Source organism: Alteromonas pelagimontana, from assembly GCF_002499975.2.
In the GTDB taxonomy this organism is placed as follows: Bacteria; Pseudomonadota; Gammaproteobacteria; order Enterobacterales; family Alteromonadaceae; genus Alteromonas; species Alteromonas pelagimontana.
The window spans coordinates 4,221,132-4,244,963 of the sequence record NZ_CP052766.1; the positions used below are offsets into that span (position 1 = coordinate 4,221,132).

The 23,832-nt window shown below is 45.7% G+C and carries 13 protein-coding genes; all 13 read left to right on the top strand.

The features are described from left to right. The first annotated feature begins 22 nt into the window (after positions 1-22). The 13 genes from nhaC (at position 23) to CA267_RS18590 (ending at position 23,526) form a co-directional block, all read left to right on the top strand. Complete coding sequence (gene nhaC / locus CA267_RS18530) at positions 23-1,495, top strand: Na+/H+ antiporter NhaC (protein WP_075609413.1); 1,473 nt, start codon at positions 23-25, stop codon at positions 1,493-1,495. A gap of 21 nt (positions 1,496-1,516) precedes the next feature. After that, complete coding sequence (pepN, locus tag CA267_RS18535) at positions 1,517-4,120, top strand: aminopeptidase N (RefSeq protein ID WP_075609412.1); 2,604 nt, start codon at positions 1,517-1,519, stop codon at positions 4,118-4,120. Then, positions 4,101-4,343, top strand: a complete 243-nt coding sequence (locus CA267_RS18540) for a DUF2835 family protein (protein ID WP_075609411.1) — start codon at positions 4,101-4,103, stop codon at positions 4,341-4,343. Before pepN ends, CA267_RS18540 begins: the two co-directional genes overlap by 20 nt. Positions 4,344-4,537: 194 nt before the next feature. Then, positions 4,538-6,601: a DUF1302 domain-containing protein gene (locus CA267_RS18545; protein WP_075609410.1), complete on the top strand. Its 2,064-nt coding sequence runs from the start codon at positions 4,538-4,540 to the stop codon at positions 6,599-6,601. Positions 6,602-6,612: 11 nt separating this feature from the next. Next, a complete protein-coding gene (locus tag CA267_RS18550) occupies positions 6,613-7,980 on the top strand; it encodes a DUF1329 domain-containing protein (protein WP_075609409.1) in 1,368 nt (455 codons plus the stop codon). Positions 7,981-8,049: 69 nt separating this feature from the next. Continuing rightward, the gene (locus CA267_RS18555; protein WP_075609408.1) at positions 8,050-9,084 is read left to right on the top strand and encodes a WD40/YVTN/BNR-like repeat-containing protein; all 1,035 of its coding nucleotides are present in this window, start codon (positions 8,050-8,052) and stop codon (positions 9,082-9,084) included. A 9-nt stretch (positions 9,085-9,093) separates the two neighbouring features. Next, complete coding sequence (locus CA267_RS18560) at positions 9,094-11,421, top strand: efflux RND transporter permease subunit (RefSeq protein WP_075609407.1); 2,328 nt, start codon at positions 9,094-9,096, stop codon at positions 11,419-11,421. A 179-nt stretch (positions 11,422-11,600) separates the two neighbouring features. Beyond that, on the top strand, positions 11,601-16,439 hold the full coding sequence (locus CA267_RS18565; protein WP_075609406.1) for an NAD-glutamate dehydrogenase: 4,839 nt from the start codon (positions 11,601-11,603) through the stop codon (positions 16,437-16,439). A gap of 60 nt (positions 16,440-16,499) precedes the next feature. Continuing rightward, complete coding sequence (gene pyrD, locus CA267_RS18570; protein WP_075609405.1) at positions 16,500-17,507, top strand: quinone-dependent dihydroorotate dehydrogenase; 1,008 nt, start codon at positions 16,500-16,502, stop codon at positions 17,505-17,507. A gap of 57 nt (positions 17,508-17,564) precedes the next feature. Then, the gene (gene rlmKL / locus CA267_RS18575) at positions 17,565-19,661 is read left to right on the top strand and encodes a bifunctional 23S rRNA (guanine(2069)-N(7))-methyltransferase RlmK/23S rRNA (guanine(2445)-N(2))-methyltransferase RlmL (protein WP_075609404.1); all 2,097 of its coding nucleotides are present in this window, start codon (positions 17,565-17,567) and stop codon (positions 19,659-19,661) included. Next, the gene (locus CA267_RS18580) at positions 19,658-19,891 is read left to right on the top strand and encodes a glutaredoxin family protein (protein ID WP_075609403.1); all 234 of its coding nucleotides are present in this window, start codon (positions 19,658-19,660) and stop codon (positions 19,889-19,891) included. The genes rlmKL and CA267_RS18580 overlap by 4 nt, the downstream gene beginning before the upstream one ends. Next, positions 19,888-21,816: an ATP-binding cassette ATPase Uup gene (gene uup, locus CA267_RS18585; protein ID WP_075609402.1), complete on the top strand. Its 1,929-nt coding sequence runs from the start codon at positions 19,888-19,890 to the stop codon at positions 21,814-21,816. Before CA267_RS18580 ends, uup begins: the two co-directional genes overlap by 4 nt. Positions 21,817-21,828: 12 nt before the next feature. Continuing rightward, complete coding sequence (locus CA267_RS18590) at positions 21,829-23,526, top strand: DUF3466 family protein (RefSeq protein WP_075609401.1); 1,698 nt, start codon at positions 21,829-21,831, stop codon at positions 23,524-23,526. Positions 23,527-23,832: the final 306 nt, after the last annotated feature.

The window sequence follows — 23,832 nt, forward strand, 5'->3', positions numbered from 1 at the left end:
CATCAGGAAATCAATAACAATAATGACAGATTCAATAAAACCACCTTCACTTGCTGATGCTCTCATACCTATTATCGCGCTGATATTAATGATGGGCGGAGCTGTTTATCTCTTTGGCGACAATTCTTCCTATGGTCCTAACCAAATTGCGTTACTTTTAGGTACGGGTATCGCTGCAATTATCGGTATGAAAAATGGACATACCTGGAAGAAAATTGAAGCGGGTATCGTTGACGGTATTTCAATGGCGCTCGGTGCGTGCCTGATTCTACTGGCAGTGGGCTCACTAATTGGTGCCTGGATGTTGTCAGGTACAGTACCAATGCTAATTTACTATGGCCTGGGATTACTCAATCCGTCGTTTTTCTATGCCGCTGCGTGCCTTATTTGTGCGGTGGTAGCAATGAGCATCGGTAGTTCATGGACAACTGCCGCAACAGTGGGTGTGGCGCTTATGGGCGTTGCTTCGGGAATGGAGATGTCAGCGGCAGTGACGGCTGGAGCGGTAGTCTCAGGTTCGTACTTTGGTGATAAAATTTCCCCCCTTTCGGAAACTACCAATTTGGCGCCAGCGGTGGCTGGAACAGATTTATTCGACCACATTCGCTACATGCTGTGGACTACCGTACCGAGTTTTGTTCTCGCTTTAATTTTGTTTATGGTGTTGGGTTTCAGCGAGTCCGGATCTGCAACAGCAGTGCGTATTGAACAAATGCAGGTACTGCTTCAGGAATCCTTTTCTCTAGGCTGGTATTTACTGGCTCCGTTAGTTGTGTTGCTGATTCTTGCCGTTAAGAAAATGCCCGCATTCCCTGCGGTATCCATTGGAGCGCTGTTAGGCGTGTTGTGGGCCGTGCTCTTTCAACAAGATGTGGTGCTTGCAATGGCTGGCGATGAAGACAGTCCTGCTATCGGCATGCTAAAAGTTGTTTGGACATCGCTTTATGATGGAGTCGCCTTTTCCACGCCCGACGAAAATCTGAACAGCCTGTTAAGTCGTGGCGGCATGTCCTCTATGCTTAACACAATTTGGTTGATTATTTGTGCTATGTCTTTCGGCGCTGTGTTAGAGCGCGTAGGGCTACTAAAACGCACGGTAAGTGCGATTTTACGTGGTGCTACTTCAGCAGGGGACATGATAAGTCGTACCATTTTAACGTGTATAGGAACAAATCTTGTTACTGCGGATCAGTACATGGCAATTGTTATGCCCGGAAGAATGTATAAAGAAGAATTTCGTAAGCGAGGGCTGGATCAGCTAAATCTTTCCCGTAGCTTAGAGGATGGAGGAACATTAACTTCGCCCTTAATTCCCTGGAATACTTGTGGAGCATACATGCAAGGGGTGTTGATGGTGCATCCTTTCGAATATATTTTTTACGCCTTCTTCAATGTAATAAACCCAGTTCTAGCCGTTGTCTATGCATACCTTGGAATTAAAATTCTAAGGCTGGATCCTCCCTTTAAAGAATCCGTGGAGGAAGAAAACCCGTAATCTTTTTCATAAGGGGGAATTATGACTATAAAAACTAAAAGACGGGCGGATTACATGCCGCCTGCTTTCACTATCAGTGACGTCAAAATGGATGTGGTTCTGCATCCTACTGCTGCAAGAATTACCAGCTATTTAACAGTTAAAAGATTAGGAAACCATCATGAAAAGTTAATTTTAGATGGTGAAAAACTAGTACTCAATAGCGTAAAAATAGACGGTAAAATCACTCAGGATTATGAGCAGACCGACTCTTCTCTCTCCATCCCGAATGTGCCCAATAGCTTTCAGTTAGAAGTTATCACCACGATAGACCCGGAAAACAACAAAGCGCTTGAAGGGTTGTATTTATCAAGCGGTGTGTACTGCACTCAATGTGAAGCTGAAGGTTTTCGGCGCATTACCTACTTTCTTGACCGCCCTGATGTACTGGCTACCTATGAGGTTACCTTGCATGGAAATAAAAACAAATATCCTACGCTGTTAGCCAACGGCAATCCCATTGCGCGAGGCGAGGGCGATAACGGCAGCCATTGGGTTACCTGGCAGGATCCTCATCCAAAACCCTGTTATTTATTTGCTATGGTAGCAGGTGACTTTGATGTATTAACTGATGAATATACCACCACAAGTGGCCGTAAAGTGGCACTGGAACTTTACGTGGATAAAGGAAAAAAAGCTCGTGGTCCTTTTGCACTGGAATCGCTAAAGCGTGCTATGAAGTGGGATGAAGACACGTATGGACTGGAATACGATTTAGATATCTATATGATTGTGGCCGTGGACTTCTTCAACATGGGTGCGATGGAAAATAAAGGCCTTAATATTTTTAACAGCAAGTTTGTTCTGGCGGATCAGAACAGCGCTACAGATGAAGATTTTTTTAATGTTGAATCTGTTATTGCTCATGAATATTTTCACAACTGGACCGGAAACCGCGTTACCTGTAGAGATTGGTTTCAGCTAAGTTTGAAAGAAGGTCTGACGGTGTTTCGCGATCAACAGTTTAGCGCCGATATGACGTCTCCGCTGAGTAACCGTATCAAGCACGTACGCGTAATGCGGGAACATCAGTTTGCAGAAGATGCCAGTGCCATGAGTCATCCTATTCGCCCCGACGAAGTAATGGAAATGAATAACTTCTATACGGTCACCGTCTACGATAAAGGTGCCGAAGTTATCCGAATGTTGCATACGCTTCTTGGCAAGAAGAAATTTCGCAAAGGCATGGACGAATACTTTCGCCGTCATGATGGACAAGCGGTTACCTGTGATGATTTCGTGGCTGCAATGCAATCTGTAACCGAACTGGATCTTAGCCACTTTGCTTTGTGGTACAGCCAGTCAGGTACACCTTTAATTACTGTCTCTCATCAATACGATGAAACGGCAAAACGCATGTCAGTTACGTTAAGCCAGCACACGCCCAAAACAGCAGATCAATCAGTGAAGCGCCCGTTATTTATGCCAGTAGCCTTTGACTGTATTGATAGCAAGGGCAATCATTATCAGGACGATGAACAGCGTGTTAAGAACAATATGTTATTGCTGAATGAACCGAGCGTGACTCTGCAGTTCTCGGATGTTACTTCTGCGCTTATCCCTGTGGTGCTGGGCAACTTTTCCGCGCCAGCTAAGGTAAAAAATCCATTACCTTCTGAAGATCTATTGGCTATTTTTCGCTTTGCCAGAGATGCCTTTAATCGCTGGGATGCGTTACAGCAACTCTATGACTGGTGTATTGAGCAATATGCTCTCGGCAAACCGGAAGCCGTGACCGCATCTATCTGGGACGGATTAAAAGAAGTGGTTGAACGGGAGGCGCAAAATCATGAGTTGCTTGGAGAGTGTCTTGTTATTCCTTCTTTTGAAACACTGTGCCAGTCACGGTCGCTAGTGGACGTTGAACAGCTAAGACAGGCGAGACGAGCATTCTGCCAAGATTTTGCACAGGAGCTGGCTACGCCTTTGTTGACTGTTTATAAGAACATTCATACCGGTGATTACGAATATACGCTGGAAGCCGTAAACGCCAGAAGGTGTCGCAATGTGGTGTTAAATCATCTCGCCCGACTACCGCAAGGCCAGGAGCTTGTCTGTAAACAGTTTAATAGCTCCGACAATATGACAGACACAATGGGGGCGTTGAAAGCGGCGCAACATGGCGATAAAGAGCAATTTGAAAAATTGCTGGCAAGTTTTGAGCAGCAATGGCGTGAAGAGCCATTAGTTTTGGATAAGTGGTTTGCACTTCATGCCACACAGGAGCGGGATGATATTCTTAGTCACATTACTTTACTGCGGGAGCATCCGCAATTCAGCATTGGAAATCCTAATCGTGTACGGGCCTTAATCGGCAGTTTTGCGTTTTACAATACTGCAGGTTTTCACGCGATTGACGGCAGTGGCTATAAATTTGTTACCGATTATCTCCTGATGTTGGATAAAACTAATCCACAAGTCGCAGCACGAATTGTAACGCCGCTAACCCAGTGGCAAAATTATGCGCCGGTGTATCAGGAAAAAATGAAAGTCCAACTGGGGCGTCTTCTGAACGAGAAGGGGCTGAGTCGGGACTTATTTGAAAAAGTCAGTAAGAGCCTGGCCTATGACACACCGTCTCAGTAGCGATAGCGTTTATTTTTTTTCTCTCTCTATAGCCTACGCTCGCTGCGAAGCGCTATATCAACCTCACCATCCTGCCGTGGTGCTTACTGCTGACAGTGGGCACCGCGTTCAAATTCCTGCGTCCCGACTGCGAGCCTTTATCGAAAGGAGCGGCATCAAAGGACGCTTTAGAATGATTGTCAGTGCCGAAAACAAGATAAAAAGTTTTGAGCGGATCCGTTAGCCCTTTTTGAAAATATCGCCCAAACTTAACTCACCTAACGTTGCCGTGTTGATTTATTCACCTGTTTGACAAGTATGGAGAACTGGTACGATTAGTTCTTGCGATTCTTGTGAAATGATGTAATCATTTTGTTAACAACCATAAATGGTCTTTCGCCATCGCACTGTCTGCGTTGATTTCGGAGAATAAAAATTATGTCAAACAGGGCTAGCACATTTATAAAATCACCTGTTGCAATAGGCGTTATTGTTTGTCTTAGTGCAGCCACAAGTCCCGCATTTGCGGCAAGCTGGAAGTTCGGTGACGCCAATATTACCTTAGATTCTAACTTCACACTCGCTACCAGTATTCGTACAGAAAAACGCGATTATTCGTTGATAGGGAACAGTAACCACCCGCAGTTTGACTGGTCAGGATACAACGCAGCCACCAATAATATCTATTCAAGCGCTGATGTCTGGTCGTTAGCAAATGGAGAATATTCTACTAATGGTGATTTAGGCAATCTTGCGCATGATCCCGGTGAGGCCTTTTCAACGCAAATCTCAGGTAATCACGAACTCGATGTGAATTTCGGTGATTACGGGTTCTTTGCCCGTGGTTTCTGGTTTTACGATTTCGAGCAGATGGATGAGAACCGGCCCTGGTCTAATCCTATAACCGGCACCCCAACTGATCTCTGCGACGATGATGATGCCAAAGATCTACTGTGTTCTGATATTCGCTTACTCGATGCATTTTTCTACGGCGACTGGTGGGTGAATGACAAGCCACTGACAGTCAGGATTGGTCAGCAGGTGATCAGTTGGGGTGAGAGCACCTTCATTCAACACGGCATAAACACCACCAATCCTGTTGATGTCACTCGCGCCCAAGCACCAGGTGCAGAATTAAAAGAAGTATTTATTCCGGTGGGTATGGTGTTTGCCTCACTAGGGCTAACCGATACTGTCAGCATATCCGGCTACTACCAATATGAATGGGAGCGCAGTTGGCTACCGGTAGCAGGAAGCTACTTTGCAACCAATGATTTTGCTGGAGAAGGGGGTCAGGCGAATAATGTACAACTTGGTTTTACTGGTAATCCAGATATTAATCTTGAACATTTATTGTCCTCGCTGAATGGCTTGGGAGACGTCTTGCGAGCAGGGGCAGATCCAACTGCTATTTCCCAAGCTTACCTGGCTTATCCAACTAAGGTAGCAGTTCGTGGTTATTCTGATGATGCCCACATAGATGCGGACGATCAAGGTCAATATGGTTTGCGTCTTACCTGGTTTGCTGAATCGTTAAATGAAACCGAAATGAGTTTTTACCACATCAACTATCACAGCCAACGTCCTCTCATTTCTGGCGTAACCTCTAATTTCACCGCCGAAGGCATTGGTGCAGATTTGGCGTTCATCGCGCAAAACGCGGTTACCCGTGACAATGTCACTGATCTGGTGGCGTTCACTGAGGCAAAATTTTATTATCCTGAAGACATACAGCTTTATGGTTACAGCTTTAATACCAACCTTGGCACTACCGCAGTATCAGGTGAGTTTGCATATCGCGTTGATGAGCCCTTACAAATAGATGATGTCGAGTTGCTCTACATGGGCATGCCTGAGCAATTAGCCAACGCAGGATTGCGTCCGGATTTGGCCGGTATTTCCCAGCTAAATAACATTGGCCGTGCAGTAGGCCCGGGCGAGACTGCGCAGGGATACTTGTTCTCAGACACATGGCAGGCACAATTTACGGTTTCACACGTGTTTGGTCCTGCATTGGGAACAGATAATTTTGTTCTTTTAGGTGAAGCAGGGTATGTCAATATCATGGATTTTCCTGATCCCAATATCATTCGGTTGAATGCACCTGGCACTGGAAGAACGCCTTCTTTAGAACCCACCGCCGATGGCAATCCTAGAGAAGGGTTACACACCGGCTTATCTAACGGCCCCGAAACCAACCCGTTTGCTACAGATGATGCCTGGGGCTATCGATTACTCGCTGTAGCCGATTACAACAATATCTATGGCGGTGTGAACTTACGCACCCGCGCTACCTTTTCTCACGATGTAAAAGGCACCACGCCAGATCCGCTATACCTGTTCCTTGAAGATAGTAAGTCTGCGAGTATTTCTTTTACTTTCGATTACTTAAGTAGATGGTCGGCTACCGCTTCCTACAGTGCATTTTGGGGAGGCATTGGTACGACAAATCAATTGTCGGATCGCGATTTCATCTCATTCAACATCAAATATGCGATTTAGAGGTAGTCATTATGTATAAAAAGATTGGGTTCATTGCTGCGGCAATATCGCTATCCTTCGCCAGTACACTGGTTATGGCAAAAATTTCTACGGAAGAAGCAAAAAAACTCGGCGAGACATTAAGCCCCTTGGGCGCCGAAAAATCAGCAAACGCGGATGGCAGCATTCCTGCCTGGAACGGGGGGATAACCAAGCCGCCTGCAGACTACGATGTGGGCGATCATCATCCAGATCCTTATCCTCACGATAAAATGCTGTTTGAGATAACCGCATCAAATTACAAAGATTATGCTAACTTGCTGTCTGAAGGCCAGAAAAAGCTGTTCGAAATCTATCCAGAAACGTTTCGAATGCCTGTCTATGAAACGCGCAGAACCGCCTCTAACCCGCAATTCGTATATGAAGCCACAAAAGCTAATGCCACTCGCGCGGAGTTAATCGCTGGCGGAAACGGTTTAACGGGCGCCGCAATCGGTATTCCTTTTCCTATACCTCAAGATGGTTTGGAGGCAATTTGGAATCATATTCTTCGCTATCGGGGAGAAGCTGTTCAGCGTTTTGGTGGCCAGGCAGCGGTAACATCTTCAGGAGATTACAATGTAATTGGGTTCGATGAGCAACTGCTGATCCAGTATGCCAAAGCCAACGCCACACCTGAGCAGTTGCTGCAAGACAACATCTTGTTTATGTTCAAACAGAAAGTGACCGAGCCGGCTCGTTTGGCGGGAACAGCTTTGTTGGTTCAGGAAACGGTAGATCAGATAAAGGAGCCCAGAAAAGCCTGGACTTATAACACAGGGCAGCGGCGTGTACGCCTTGCTCCCAACATTGCTTACGATACGCCGGGAACAGCCGCTGATGGATTACGGACAACCGATGATTTTGACATGTTTAACGGTTCGCCCAACCGCTACAACTGGGAACTGAAAGGTAAGAAAGAAATGTATATCGCGTATAACAATTATAAGTTACACAGCGATAGTGTTACCAATGAAGACATTTTGCAACCTCATCACATTAACCCTGACCTGACCCGTTGGGAAAAGCATCGGGTATGGGTCGTTGAAGCAACGTTAAAAGACGGATTTCGCCATATTTATCAGAAGCGCGTCTTCTTTATTGATGAAGACAGCTGGCAGATTCAGGTTGCTGATATGTACGATAACCGTAACGAGCTATATCGCGTCGCTTTTGCTTACGGCGTAAACTATTACGAAGTGCCTACGCAATGGTCTACCCTTGATGTTTATCACGATTTAAACTCTCGCCGTTATCTGGCTATCGGACTGGACAACGAGAAGCCTATGTATGACTTTTCGATTCGTCCTCGTGATGTTGAATTTACGCCGCAGGCGCTGCGACGAGAAGGTATGCGCTAGTCGCTTAAAAACGGTTGGCGATGCCAACCGTTTTTGTATTACATAATAATAACACAGGAATCTTCTGATATGAGACATGCTATCGCGACAGTAGTCGCAATGTTGGCAAGCTTTTCCGCTTGCTGTGAACAGTCTTATATTGCTCCATTAGCGGAAAAATCTGTTCTTCTCGATGTCGCGGCAACCAATTTTGTGGTGATGGTTGGCGAGCGGGGGCATGTGCTACTTTCCGCTGATGGCAAAACTTTCCATCAGGCTGATGTTCCCTCTACGACAATGTTAACCGCGGTCGATATTTTTGAGAACAATGTATGGGCAGTGGGGCATGATGCTGTCATTCTTCACTCTGCTGATGCGGGTAACACTTGGGAACAGCAATTTTCGGCCCCAGAATTTCAACGCCCGTTTCTGGACGTATTGTTTTTCGATGATTTACACGGTATCGCTGTTGGCGCTTACGGATTGTTCTACCGCACCCTGAATGGCGGAAAAAGCTGGCAACCGGAACTTCACGCCACCTTACTTCCCACTGCAGACAGAGAGTATTTAGAAGAAATAAAACAAGAAGACGAAAGTTTCTATGAGCAGGAACTGAACTCCATTTTGCCGCATATTAATCGCATAACTAACATCGGCGATCGTCTTTTTATTGCTGGTGAAGCCGGTTTATTGGCTGCAAGCGAAGATCAGGGCAAAAGCTGGGCCCGCTTTGATGTCGAGTATACAGGCTCATTTTTTGATATTAAGCCGCTTGATGAAAAAACAATTATGGCTGTTGGATTAAGAGGGAACATTTTTGTCATGCGCGACCAAGGCAACTGGCAGTACGTCAATACCTGTTCAACCAGCACCCTCAACTCCATTTTTGTCGCTTCGGCAGAGAAAGTTGTGGCGCTGGGGAATAACGGCATGATGGTAGCGCTTGAGCGCCCACTGCCGGTAAGCCAATCTGGCCCTTCGGCAGATCCGTCACAATGCCAGCCCGCTGCTGGGATCTCAGTCACTCAGCTTGAAGGTAAAGCAGCAATTCTCAATGCTGTTACCTTCAACAAACATACGTTAGCCGTTACTGCTAACGGCATTAAATACTTACATTTGGATTAAGTCACTTCCATGACGAGCTTTACCCACTTTATCGAAAAACTTGTTTTTGGTAACCGCAAAATTGTTATTGCTATATTTGCATTCGTGACAGTTTTCTTAGGTTATCAAGCGTCTCAACTGCGACTTGATGCAGGTTTTGAAAAAAATATTCCGCTTCAACACGAATACATGAAAACCTATATGGAACACCGCAAGGATTTTGGTGGTGCCAACAGCATCCTCGTCTCCGTTTGCGATAAAAATGGCGATATTTTTAACCAGAATTTTTTTGACACACTGAAGAATGTCCACGACCAGTTGTTCTTTATCAATGGTGTCGATCGCTCTTTGGTAGTATCGTTGTTTTCCCCTTCAACCCGGTTTACTGAAATTGTAGAGGGAGGGTTCGCGGGCGGGCCTGTAATTCCGGCTGATTTTAATTCAGCCAGTGTTAAAGCACTGGATCAGGTGGCGGCAAATATAGAAAAGGCTAATATCGTTGGGCGTCAGGTTTCCACCGACTACAGCTGCGCTATGGTTACCGCTCAACTACTGGAATTGGACCCGCAAACCGGAAAGCCGCTCGACACGCTGGCTATTGCCAGTTCATTGGAGCAGCAAGTTCGCCAACAGTACGAGAGCGACGACATTTCCATTCATATCATCGGCTTTTCGAAAATGATTGGCGACGTGGCAGATGGCGCAAAAGACGTTGTGTTCTTTTTTGTCATTGCTATTGCGATTACCACGCTTATGGTGTTTTTCTTTTCCCGTAGCGTCATGCTCACCGTTCTCCCGATACTTTGTTCTTTCATTGCAGTGGTATGGCAGTTAGGTCTGCTCACAGTCATTGGCTTTGGAATGGACCCTATGTCGATTCTGGTGCCGTTTCTGGTTTTCGCTATTGGTGTCAGTCACGGCGTGCAGATGATCAACGCAGTAGAGAAAAAGGCGATAGCCGGAGTTGGCGCAAAACATGCGGCCATGGGAGCGTTTAGAAGCCTGTTGATGCCGGGCGGAATCGCGCTACTTTCAGACACTGTTGGGTTTATGACATTACTGGTTATTGATATTGGCATGATCCGCGAACTTGCAATTACCGCCAGTTTAGGTGTTGCCGTGATTATTCTAACCAACCTTATCTTGCTGCCTGTGCTAATGAGCTTTCTGTCGTTAGATGCGCAATACGTTGAAAAATTTGCAGGTAAGGAAAATCGTACCGCCGCTTTTTGGAACGGACTAGCGGCATGTAGCCACAAGCGCCCGGCAGCAATTATTCTACTTATAACGGCGGGTCTGTTCGCGGGCGGGTTATATCAAGCGCAAAATATGAAGATCGGTGATCTACATGCGGGCGCGCCAGCGCTGCACGAATCCTCTCGCTATAATCAAGATACATTTTTGATTACCGACAAGTATGAAGTTACCGTCGATTATCTTTCAGTGCTGGTAGAGACTACCGCTGATGCTTGCACTTCATACAACGTAATGCGGGCGATGGATGAATTTCAATGGAAAATGGAAAATGTGCCTGGGGTACAATCGACGGTGTCCCTTGCTTCTGTAGCTAAAATCGTCAACGCGGGGTATAACGAGGGAAATCTTAAGTGGCAAGTGTTGCCGCGCAACCAGCAAACGCTGGTGCAAGCGATTGCGCGTATTCCTACATCGTCCGGGCTTCTTAACGGCAACTGCTCAGTAATGCCGGTTATCCTGTTCATGGAAGATCACAAAGCCGAAACCATTTCCCGTGTAGTGAACGCGATAAAACACTTTCGCGAGGAATATGAAACAGACGATATGAAGTATCGTCTTGCTTCTGGTCCAGTCGGCGTTATGGCAGCAACAAACGAAGCCGTCGAAAAAGCGCAGTATCCGATGATGGCCTATGTTTTTGGCGCGGTTATTTTGCTGTGTTTGGTAAGTTTTCGCTCGTTACGCGCCACTCTTTCGGTTGTGGTTCCTCTGTATGTAGTATCGGTGTTGGCGCAGGCACTGATGACCTTTTTGGAGATTGGTCTTACTGTTTCCACCTTACCTGTCATCGCGCTTGGAGTGGGTATTGGTGTAGACTATGGAATCTATATCCTCTCTACTATGAGCGTTAAGCTGAAGCACGGCGCTACGGTACAACAGGCCTATCTTGAAGCGCTGAAAGAACGGGGGAGCGCGGTTATATTTACCGGTTTAACATTAGCTATCGGCGTAAGCACCTGGGTTTTCTCGTCGCTCAAGTTCCAGATGGATATGGGAATTCTGCTCACCTTTATGTTTGTGGTGAACATGTTGGGTGCCATCATCGTATTACCAGCCATTGCAAGATTTCTCTGGTTTTCAAAAAATGAAAGCCAAAAGTAAAAAATATTTTGCATAGCTAATCAGGAAAAAGGGCCTCTGGGTCCTTTTTTATAGGCCTTTTTTGCATACTTATCTATGCTGTTAATAGCCCGTTAAAATAGGGCTTTAAATGACACGCAGAATTAGCGAAAATGGTTAAGGTTTCTCTGCACTTACGACAATTTTAAGGTGTTATACACATGACAGTCACCTCACAGCGGCATTCTGTACTGCTTGATAATGTTTTCTCGCTAATAGACAAGAAGGTGGACGCACAGCAGAAGGCATTAGTTAATCAATTTGGCCGCCTGCTTTACAAAAATATTTCTAATGAAGATCTCGAACATCGCAATGACAGCGACCTTTACGGAGCGACACTGAGCCTATGGAACAAGTTTTTTAAATTTGATGCGAGCAGCCCTTTTATTCGGGTTTTTAATCCTGAAATAGCGAAGCACGGCTGGCATTCAAGCCATACGGTGGTTGAAATTATCGTCAAAGATATGCCGTTTTTGGTAGATTCCGTGCGCATGGCACTCAACCGCATGGGCATTACTGCACACTTGTTACTACATTGCCCAATTGGCTTAAAGCGTGACGAAGATAAAAAACTAACGGCTTTTGTCGAGCCTGGTAAAAATACGAAAGACTCACACAAAGAAACCGTTCTGTTTATTGAGATTGACCGGCAAACGTCTAGAAAAGATATTGAAAATCTGACCAAAGAACTTCATTCCATTGTTGACGAAGTCTCTTTGGCAGTAACTGATTGGCAGCCAATGTCAGAGCAACTGGATGAAGTACGTAAAAAAGCTTCGTTAATGAACTGGCCTGTTTCTGAAGCGGATGTAAAGCAAACTGAGGGTTTCCTCGCATGGCTTGCAGATCATAATTTTACGTTGATGGGCTATCGTTATTACGATGTAAAGGCAGTCGAGGGAGATCACCGCTGGATACCGGCTAACGACAGCAGTTTGGGGTTGATGAAAAACTCAGTTAGCGACCGGGAACGATTGTTATCAAAATTGCCAGCTTCCGCACGTGCCGAAGCGCTGAGCAAAAATCCGTTGATGCTCACTAAAACAAACTCCCGCGCGCGGGTTCATCGCCCGGCACACATGGATTATGTAGGAGTTAAAGTATTTAACAAAGAAGGGCAAGTGGTTGGGGAGCACCGCTTCCTGGGGCTTTATTCTGCTTCTTTCTATAACTCCAGTGTGACTGCGCTGCCTATTTTGCGAGAAAAAATTCGGCGGTTATGCGATCTGTCTGGCTATGAGCCAGGCACGCATGCTTATAAAGCGTTTTTAAACATCATTGAAACCTATCCCAGAGATGAACTGTTACAAACTCCCGCTGAGGAATTGGCTCAGATCATTACCGGCATTTTCCAGATGCAGGAGCGCGGGATAACCCGTCTATTTATTCGTAAAGATCTGTTTGGGCGCTTCTTCTCCTGTATGGTGTTTGTTCCCAGAGAGCGCTACAACACGCAGCTTCGCAAGGAGACTCAGGCGCTGTTAAAAGCGTCACTGGGCGCTGTAGAAGAAGTTGAATTTACTACGTTTTTCTCTGAGTCGGTGTATGCGCGAACCCATTACATCGCTCGTGTTAAAGATAATAATGCGGAATATGATGTGAAGGAAATCGAACAAAATATCATCGAGTTGACGAAGACGTGGAACGATCGATTAGCGAATGCCATCACTGCCGCTCATGGCGAAGCGAATGGGAAGGCGCTGGAGCGCAAATATAACAACGCGTTTTCTCGCAGCTATATGGAACAAAACCTGCCGAGTGCCGCTTTAATTGATATTCAAAAGCTGGAACTGCTGGATGAAAATCACACGCTGGACATGCTTTATTATCGTCCTCAGGAAGAGCAGTCAGACAGCCAGATAGTGAAGCTAAAGCTGTTTCATAAGTCTGAGCCAATCCATTTATCAGATGTACTGCCAATGCTTGAGCATTTTGGGCTGCGTGTTATTGATGAAAGCCCGTTTAAAATCACCTGTTCTGAAGGCGAGCGTAACTGGGTGATGGATTTCACCATGTTACATAAAGGCGGCCAACGTCTTGAGATGGAAAGAGCGCAAATTCTGTTTCAGGATGCTTTTGCTAAAGTGTGGTACAACACTTTAGAAGATGATTCGTTTAACCGCTTAATTCTTGGCGCGGGACTTACCGGCAGAAAAGTAACTATTCTTCGTGCTTACGCTAAGTATATGCGCCAAACGGGCAGCTCGTTTAGCCGAGATTATATTGCTAATACGTTGGCTAATTATCCCGCCATTGCAAAGATTTTAGTAAGCTTCTTTGAGCAGCGTTTTCATCCTTTAAAGAAACGTAATGCTAAGAAAGAAGAGGCGTATCTTGAAGACATTAAAGTTCAGTTGGATAACGTCAGCAATTTAGATGATGATCGTATTATCCGCCGATACCTGGACATGATGCAGGCGACATTGCGTACCAACTTCTATCAGCCCGATGAAGAAGGTAACGAAAAACCTTACGTCTCATTTAAAATGGCTCCGGAAATGATCCCCGAGATGCCGTTACCATTACCGAAGTTTGAAATTTTCGTTTACAGTCCGAAAATGGAAGGTGTGCATCTGCGTGGCGGCAAAGTGGCGCGGGGAGGGCTTCGTTGGTCAGACCGTCAGGAAGATTTCAGAACCGAAATTTTAGGACTGGTTAAGGCTCAGCAGGTAAAAAATACTGTTATTGTACCGGTCGGTGCTAAAGGCGGGTTCGTCTGTAAGCAGTTGCCTGTAGGCGAGGGGCGCGCAGCTATCCAAGCTGAAGGTCAGGCCTGCTACCGCACATTTATTCGTAGTTTACTGGATATTACAGATAACATCGTAAACGGCGAAATCGTTCCGCCCAGAGACGTGGTACGTCTTGACGACGATGACCCTTACCTGGTTGTTGCAGCAGATAAAGGCACCGCCACTTTTTCCGATATCGCCAACGGTATTTCACAAGAATATAACTTTTGGCTTGGCGATGCGTTTGCTTCAGGTGGCAGTATCGGTTATGACCATAAAAAAATGGGTATTACGGCTCGTGGTGCCTGGGAATCTGTGAAACGCCATTTCCGGGAAATGGGTATCGATTGCCAAACGACTGATTTCACCGCTGTCGGTATCGGCGATATGGCGGGTGATGTATTTGGAAATGGTATGCTGTTGTCTCGCCATACGCGTTTAGTAGCAGCATTTAACCATTTACATATCTTCTTCGATCCTAATCCAGATGCTGAGTCAAGCTATCAGGAACGCCAACGACTGTTCGAAAATCCCAGCTTGTCGTGGGAAGATTACGATAGCAAACTTATCTCTAAAGGCGGAGGCGTTTTCAGTCGCGCATCGAAATCAATTAAGCTCACTCCTGAGATGAAAAAGCGGCTTGGCACTCGTCAAGTGACAATGACACCCAATGAACTCATTCATAACATCCTGAAGATGCCGGTTGACCTTATCTGGAACGGTGGAATCGGTACCTATATTAAGAGCAGCAAAGAGTCTCACACTGAAGTAGGTGATCGCGCTAACGACGACTTACGGGTTAACGGGAAAGACGTCAATGCGAAAATAATAGGCGAGGGTGGCAATTTGGGTTTAACCCAGCTTGGCCGGGTGGAATACGCCTTTACAGGTGGCCGAGTTAATACCGACTTTATTGACAACGTAGGGGGTGTTGACTGCTCTGACAATGAAGTAAATATTAAAATTTTGCTTAACAGTCTGGTAGGCAATGGTGACCTGACACTTAAGCAACGCAATAATTTATTGCACGAAATGACCGACGATGTGGCGCAACTGGTAATTGAAGACTGTTATCGCCAAACTCAGTCGATTTCGATAACCGAACGTTCGGGGGTTAGCCAGCTGAAAGAACAGCTACGCTTTATCCACGGCCTTGAGCGCGAAGGCAAATTGAATCGCGAGCTTGAATTTATTCCTTCGGATGATGAGATATCTGATCGCGTAGCATCAGATAGAGGCCTCACGCGACCTGAGTTAAGCGTGATGATTGCCTATGGCAAAATGGTCCTAAAAGACGCGCTTAATATCCCTGAGATTACGGATAATGCTTATCATGGACGCCTGTTACTGCAAGCGTTTCCTATGGTGCTACGGGATAAGTTTAGCGAGCAAATGCAGCAACATCCGCTCCGCGGAGAAATTATTGCGACTAAGTTAACCAACCGAATGGTTAACGATATGGGCTTGAACTTTGTCTTTCGAATGCAGGAAGAGACCGGTGCCAGCGTGCATGAAATTGCCGATGCCTATGTCATTGTTAAAGGAATTTTTAACGTTGAGGTGTTGTGGCAACAGATTGAAGATTTAGATACGGTAATTTCAGCTGAATTACAGCTACGCATGCTAGAAGAAGTGCGTCGCATCATGCGCCGAACTGCTCGTTGGTATATTCGTCATGGTAATAAATCGCTGAGTATCCAGGAAGCCATTGATAGCTATCGCGCTACGTTTGAAAACTTGTCGAAAAATCTTCAACAATACATTGTTGAAGATGAATATACCGCCTTAGAACAACAAATTGCACGTTTAACTAAAGAAGGAGTGCCTGATGATATTGCTTATCAGGTCGCCAGCTTCTCTAATTTATTCTCCAGTCTGGATATTGCGCAAATTGATGACGCTGACAAGCACGATACCTCTGTTATTGCCAGGTTGTACTTCCAGTTAGGTTATAAACTGGAATTACATTGGTTCCTTGATCAGATTAACAATCAAGCGGTGAGTAACCACTGGCAGGCTCTTGCGCGGGCATCATATCGTGAAGAGTTGGACTGGCAACAACGTTCTATCACTGCAAACCTGCTGCACTCGCGGCCTGATGCTACTGATGCTGATGACATTTTGGATACCTGGATGGACAGTAATCAGTTGCTGCTTAAACGCTGGTATCACATGATGTCGGAGTTTAAGACCAGCTCAACGCACGAATTTGCTAAGTTTTCTGTCGCATTACGTGAATTGATGCTTTTAAGCGTGAAATCTAACCATTAGAATACGCACATCCTGCATGACAAAGCCCTGGTTAACAGGGCTTTTTTATAGCGAGCATTCATGTACTCTTTAGCTCAGAAAATATTGTTACAATGCGATCCGGAACGTAGCCACGAATTTGCCATTAAATGGTTGCACCGCACTCAGCATACCCCGCTAAAATGGCTTTACAGTAAGCAAATAATTAGTAAGCCGGTGAAAGTAGCCGGTATCACTTTTAACAATCCGTTGGGTTTGGCAGCGGGCTTAGACAAAAACGGCGAATGCATTGATGCATTCGCGGCCATGGGTTTTGGCTTTGTAGAAGTCGGAACGGTAACACCGCGCCCGCAGGCCGGAAATCCCAAGCCAAGAATGTTTCGTTTACCCGAAAAGCATGCGATCATAAATAGAATGGGGTTCAACAATAAAGGCGTAGACCATCTTGTTCAACAGGTAAAAAGTGCGCGTTTTAAAGGTCCAATAGGGATTAATATTGGGAAAAACAAAGATACCGAAGAATCTAAAGCGCTTGATGACTACCTTATATGTTTAAATAAAGTGTATCCTTACGCCAGTTATGTCACGGTAAATATTTCCTCTCCTAATACGCCGGGGTTACGCAATCTGCAGTACGGTGATGCGCTGGATGCTTTATTGGTTGGGCTTAAATCGGCACAGGAAACACTGTGTCAGACCCATGGCAAATATGTTCCGCTTTTTATCAAAATTGCACCGGATCTGAGCGACCTTGAAATTCAGAGCATAGCGAAATCGCTGATTGACAGCAAAATGGATGGTGTAATCGCCACCAACACTACGCTTAGCAGAGATAGCGTTGTAGGTTTGAAGCACAGCGATGAAGCTGGCGGTCTCAGTGGTTCGGTGCTTACGCAAATGAGCCATAGTGTTACCGAAAAATTAGCAAAAGCCCTGGATCGGGCGTTGCCGATTATCGGTGTGGGCGGCATTGACTCCGCTCAGGCAGCGAAAGACCGGCTTGGGGCAGGGGCATCATTGGTGCAGATTTACTCTTCATTCATTTATCAGGGGCCGGATCTCGTCACTCGCATCGTTAAATCGCTGTAAGGTTTAACGCCATTATTTTTGCGCTGCACTTGATAGCGCCTGGTTAAAAAGCAATTTATGAATAAAATTTTAGTGACAACAAGTCGAGGCCTGGATGAGCTTCTAAAGCAGGAAGTCGAGACGCTGTGTCCGGGTGTACAAGTCTCTATGTCGCCCGGTATGGTTCAATTTGAAGGTGAACTTCATCAGGCCTATACCCTTTGCCTGTGGTCGCGCTTAGCAAACCGGGTAATTTGGGTGCTGACCGCAGGAAAATGTCTTTCTGCTGAAAATTTATATGATGTAGCAGCGTCTGTTGATTGGTCGATGCATCTGCAACCGCAACATACCCTTAGCGTTCAATTTGTGGGCACCAATCGAGTAATCAATAATACGCAGTTTGGTGCGGTAAAAGTTAAAGATGCTATTGTTGATCATTTTGTGGAAGAAACCGGGCAACGTCCTTCTGTTGAAAGAAAGTTTTCTGATTTTCCGGTGTATGTAAGATGTCAGCGAGACAGCGTCATTATGGGGCTCGATTTAAGCGGCAGCAGTTTGCATCAACGGGAATACCGGCAGCAAGCCGGAGAAGCGCCGTTAAAAGAGCATATTGCCTGTGCCATGCTTATGCGATCGGGTTGGGCAAATGATACCAGCAAGCCTCTTGTGGATGTGATGTGTGGATCCGGCACTATTGCCATTGAAGCGGCGTATATTGCCCGCAATATTGCACCTGGGATAAAGCGAGAATACTGGGGTTTTAGCCGCTGGCTTCAGCATGATGCCAAACACTGGGATAGGTTAATTGAAGAAGCAATGGCTCAGCAGCATACAGCGTCAGCGCCGATTTATGCCAGCGATGTCAGCCGCAGACTTATCGCCATCGCTCGAAAAAATGCTGACTACGCCGGCGTATTTAAAGATATACATTTTAGCGTTCAAGACGCCACCAAAGCAGCACCTCCCACCAAAGTACAAGGATATATGGTCAGCAACCCGCCCTATGGTGAGCGGCTGGGTGAACTGACAGAGCTGTTGCCGTTGTTTGCGCAGTGGGGCAAGCAGTTTAAAGAAACGTGGCAAGGCTGGCATATTACGCTGCTCAGCAGCAATCGCGATTTACTGCGTATTCTGAAACTACGTGCGGCAAAAGATTACGCCATGAATAACGGCAAACTGGAATGCCGTCTGGTGAACTATGTGCTTGACGAAGAAAATTGCCAGCAATTTGGTGATGACGCGCAAAACCATGAATTCGCTAATCGTCTGCGTAAAAATCTTAAGCGGATTAAAGGATGGATAAAAAGCCAGGATACGAACTGTTACAGAATCTATGACGCCGATCTGCCAGACTACAATGTAGCTGTAGATTGCTATGCTGACTGGTTGGTGGTGCAGGAATATGCACCGCCGAAAACAGTATCTGAAGATAAGGCCCGCCGCCGCTTACAGGAAGTGTTGCTGCATTTACCTGCAGTTACCGGCGTGTCGGCAAAGAAAATTGCTTTGAAAGTTCGTAGCCAGCAAAAGGGTACATCGCAGTACGAAAAATTTGATCAGAAAGGCGATAAACTCGAGGTTTGGGAAAACGGTGCGAAATTACTGGTGAACCTGACCGATTATCTTGATACAGGATTATTTTTAGATCATCGACTAACCCGCCAAATCGTGCGTCAACGTGCCGCAGGTAAAGATGTTCTCAATTTATTTTCCTACACGGGTAGCGTATCGGTGTTTGCGGCATTGGGTAAAGCTCGCTCTGTCACCACTGTGGATATGTCTAATACTTACCTCGAATGGGCAAAAGAAAACTTTAAGTGCAATAACCTAAACGGTGCTTACGCTTTTATTCAAGCCGACTGCACAAGCTGGATGGCATCACATAATGGACAGTACGATTTAATGTTTATCGATCCGCCGTCCTTTTCTAATTCTAAAAGAATGTCCGGCACCTGGGATGTGCAGCGAGATCACATCGCTTTGTTAACCGATGCTCGCCGCTGCTTGCGAGAGAAAGGCACGATAGTGTTTTCCAATAATAAGCGTGGTTTTAAGCTGGATAGCGTTGCGCTGGAAGCAATGGGGTTTACCATTACTGATATTTCAAAAGAAACCATACCCGAAGATTTTGCTCGCCACCAATCTATTCATAAGTGCTGGATTTTTCAATTATGAAGTTAGCGTTTTATACCGGCCCCGAGTGTGGGCTGTGTGATTTGGCTGATGACATACTGGCACAAAGTCAGCATCAACGAGAGCTGGATATCACTAAGTATAATATTCGAGAGGATACGCAGCTCTATCACCTATATGGTGCTCGTATTCCGGTTTTAAAGCGGCAAGATACCCAGCAGGAATTAGGGTGGCCGTTTGATCTTGAAACGTTGGAGTTATTTTTACAATGAGCGTTCTTCAACTAAAGGGAATAACCGTTATTTACGGCAGCCCGCCACTATTAGATGGTGTTGAACTTGTCGTGCAACCGCGAGAGCGGGTATGCCTGGTGGGTCGCAATGGCAGTGGCAAATCTACGCTGATGAAAGTTATTGCTGGCGATATTATTGCTGATGATGGTCAACGAATTATAGACAGCACCACAGTGATTGCGCGTTTGGAACAAGATCCTCCGCAAACCACTGATATCAGCTTGTTCGATTATGTCGCGGAAGGGTTAGCGGATGTGGGAGAAGTGCTCAAGCAGTACTCTCATCAGCTTAAAATTGTTGCTGAAGATCCCAGCGAAGCGAACTTAATGCGCATGCAGAATCTTCAGGAAGTCCTGGATAGCAGAGATGCCTGGCAGTTTGAGCAACAAATTGAGCAAGTGTTGACAATGTTGAAGCTTGAACCTGACATTTCACTGTCTTCTCTTTCGGGCGGCTGGCGCAGAAAAGCAGCATTAGCCAGAGCACTTGTTCGCTCACCCGATTTACTGTTGCTCGATGAACCTACTAACCACCTGGACATTGAAATGATCCGTTGGTTAGAACAGAGCTTGAGTAACTACAAGGGCGCTATCGTGTTTGTCAGCCATGACAGGGCATTCATTCGAAAAATGGCCACACGAATTGTGGATTTAGATAGAGGTAAGTTAACCAGTTACCCAGGGAACTACGAAACCTATCTTGAGAAGAAACAACAAGATCTTGAAGTTGAAGCGACCCAAAATGCTGAGTTTGATCGTAAGCTCGCGCAAGAAGAAGTATGGATTCGCCAAGGGATAAAAGCCCGCCGCACGCGCAATGAAGGCAGGGTAAGAGCACTGAAAAAGCTTCGTGAGGAACGCCGGGCCAGGCGCTCTACCCAAGGAAATGCGGTAGTTAACCAGCACCAGGGACAACGTTCAGGTAAAGTGGTTTTCGAAGTCAGCGATTTGCATTACCAGATAGAAGGTAAACCTATCGTTAATCACCTCAACTTGCACGTGCTTCGCGGCGATAAGCTTGCGTTGATCGGTCCAAACGGTAGCGGTAAAACTACGTTAATTAAGCTTCTTCTTGGTGAACTTGAGCCGGTGAGCGGCAATGTGAAACGTGGAACCAATCTGGAAGTGGCTTATTTTGATCAACACCGCCACGGGCTGGATTTGAATCAAACGGTGATTGATGCAGTAGGGGATGGAAAACGGGATTTAGAAGTAAACGGTCAGCCTCGACACGTTATCAGTTATCTGCAGGATTATCTGTTTAGCCCTGAGCGGGTGAATGCGCCGGTAAAATCCTTGTCCGGCGGTGAAAAAAACCGCTTGATGCTGGCAAAACTCATGCTCAAACCGAGCAATGTGCTGGTTCTTGATGAACCCACAAACGACCTGGATGTGGAAACTCTTGAAATGCTGGAGACACTGCTCGCAGAATATGCAGGTACGGTGTTGCTGGTGAGTCATGACAGGGAATTTGTCGATAATGTCGCCAACAGTTGCGTGGTTTTTGAAGGCGAAGGGGAAATTCGCGAATTTGTCGGTGGCTACTCTGATATTGAACAGTGGTATAAATCTCAGCCTGCGCAGAAAGAAACAGTTGATAACACTGCGAAGAATGAAACTAAAGCCCAAACTGAAAGTCCTAGTCAGAAGCCTTCTCCCGGCAAGGCCAAAAAGCTATCATATAAAGATCAACGGGAACTCGAAGCCTTGCCTGGTGATATTGAGCGCCTCGAAACAAAGCTGGCAACATGTCAGGAAATAATTAACGACCCGGATTTTTTTAAAAAAGACAGTAAAGCCACAGCCGATACGCTGGCGAAGCTTGACGACATTGAAGCAGAGCTATCTCAGAAATACGCGCGCTGGGATGAATTAGAAAGTATGCTGGAAAAAGATCAGCAGTAAATAGGATTTTAAATGAAATTAACACAGCTTACCGCCGCAGTGTTGCTGGCAACCGGTAGTTTATCAGCCGCTGCTGCAACCTATTCTGTAACACCGTTACCGGTTCAGGATATTGCAAAAGATAACTATGCTCAGTCCATTGACAATACTGGCTCAATGCTGACCACTGTTCAATACGAGTTCAATCCGCCTATCGATTTAGAACGCCTTGAGGATTCTGGATTTTATGACGCCAGTACGTATGGTAATACCTCTTACTCGTTAGAAGATGAAGACGACATACGTCAGGGCATTTTCAGCAATGCCGATTTCTCAACAATCTATAATTTCATTTTATATTACAGTTCGAACAACAATGTGCTCACCCAGCATTTGGCGCCTTATCGCAGCTATGTTTCCGATACTGTGGATGCCGACCTGGTGCCCGGATTTGATGAAGTCTCAGAAAAATTTGACGATTACTCCCGCTCTGTTAGAACGATAGCGAGAGATAGCTTGAATAGAAATGTCATTGTCGGCGTCTCTGAAGGATTGTATACAGATCTTGAATACACTAATGAAGATGATGAAGAAGTTACCTACACCTACAATACGATGCGAGATCAGGCCTTTGCACAAGTGAATGGTGTAACCAAGCGACTGGCACCGGAAGATACAACGTTAAACGGATTAAGTTACGCCTACGCTGTTAACGATAATTTACAAGTTGCTGGTTATGGCACCACTTCATTCTTAGATAGTCTAGATACCGCTATCGAGGAATGTAACGACGATGAAGAGCGGGGTGATCAACCAGTTGAGATTTGTCTGCGCAATATTCTTTATACCAGCGCCTACAGCGCAGCGGCGCAGGTACGTGCCACGATCTGGCAATTGGACGGAACGGGCGACGTTATTAATTTAACAACCTACCCGCTGTTATTCACTCCTGAAGAAGACTCTACAGCTTCTTACGCCACCCGCGCCTACGATATCAACAATAACGGAATAGCAGTAGGCGACTCGGCTACTGGGGAAACTGTTTACATCTCTGCCTATCAATCCCGCTCGGTGGCGACGTCATTTGCAAACGGCGAAACTACCGAGTTGCTTCCTCGTGATGAAAATATTACCAGCCGTGCGTTAAGCATAAACGACGAAAACTGGATCACCGGCTGGGCGCTTCGTAAGCCTGGAAGCTACGCCAGAGAAAGGTTATTTGCCTATAACCTTGATACTGGGGAAGCGCGCTATCCTCAGGGATTTTTTATCAATTCTGCTACAATCGGTAATGCTATCAACAACAATAATATTATTGTTGGTAGCTCAGAATTTAACTATGCCTCCGATACCAACCGCGAAACTCACGCGTTTATGTACGATATTCAATCGGACGAATTTACCGATTTAAATGACTTAGTTGGGTGTGACAGCGAATACACGCTGGTCGATGCTATTGATATTAACGACAATAACGAAATTATTGCTAATGCCCGTGTTCGCGTTCCAGCACGGTACGCCAATGGTAACGAGATACTCAACAGCGCTGGCGAAACTGTCTTGCAGGACACTATTGTAGCGGTAAAACTGAGTCCGCTGAACAGCGAAACTACTGATAGCTGCGATGTTGATGGTGACGAAGAAGAGAGCTACGAGCGTCAGGGCGCTGCAGTGTCGCCTCTGTGGCTCCTTACACTAGCCGGTTTCCTCGGGTTTAGACGACGCAAGTAAGAAGTTTTAGTTAACATATTGTTGTTCGACAGAACGGATCCCGTTAGCTCGCTGTTAACGGGATTTTTTGCTTTTTTAAAACAATATTTATCCTTTCCAGTCACTCTTGCCAAGGGTTTTGCTTAAACATATACGCTCGATAATGAAGAAGTTGAGGCTGACACTGCTTGTTATTTCAGCAGGTTTTAATACCCGACATATTTATGCAAAAAAAGTGTAAGAGTAAAAAACAATGAAATTCATCACTTTACCTCCTGTCAACAGGAGAATTCATCAATATAACTTGAACCATTCTTCTTCTTCCAC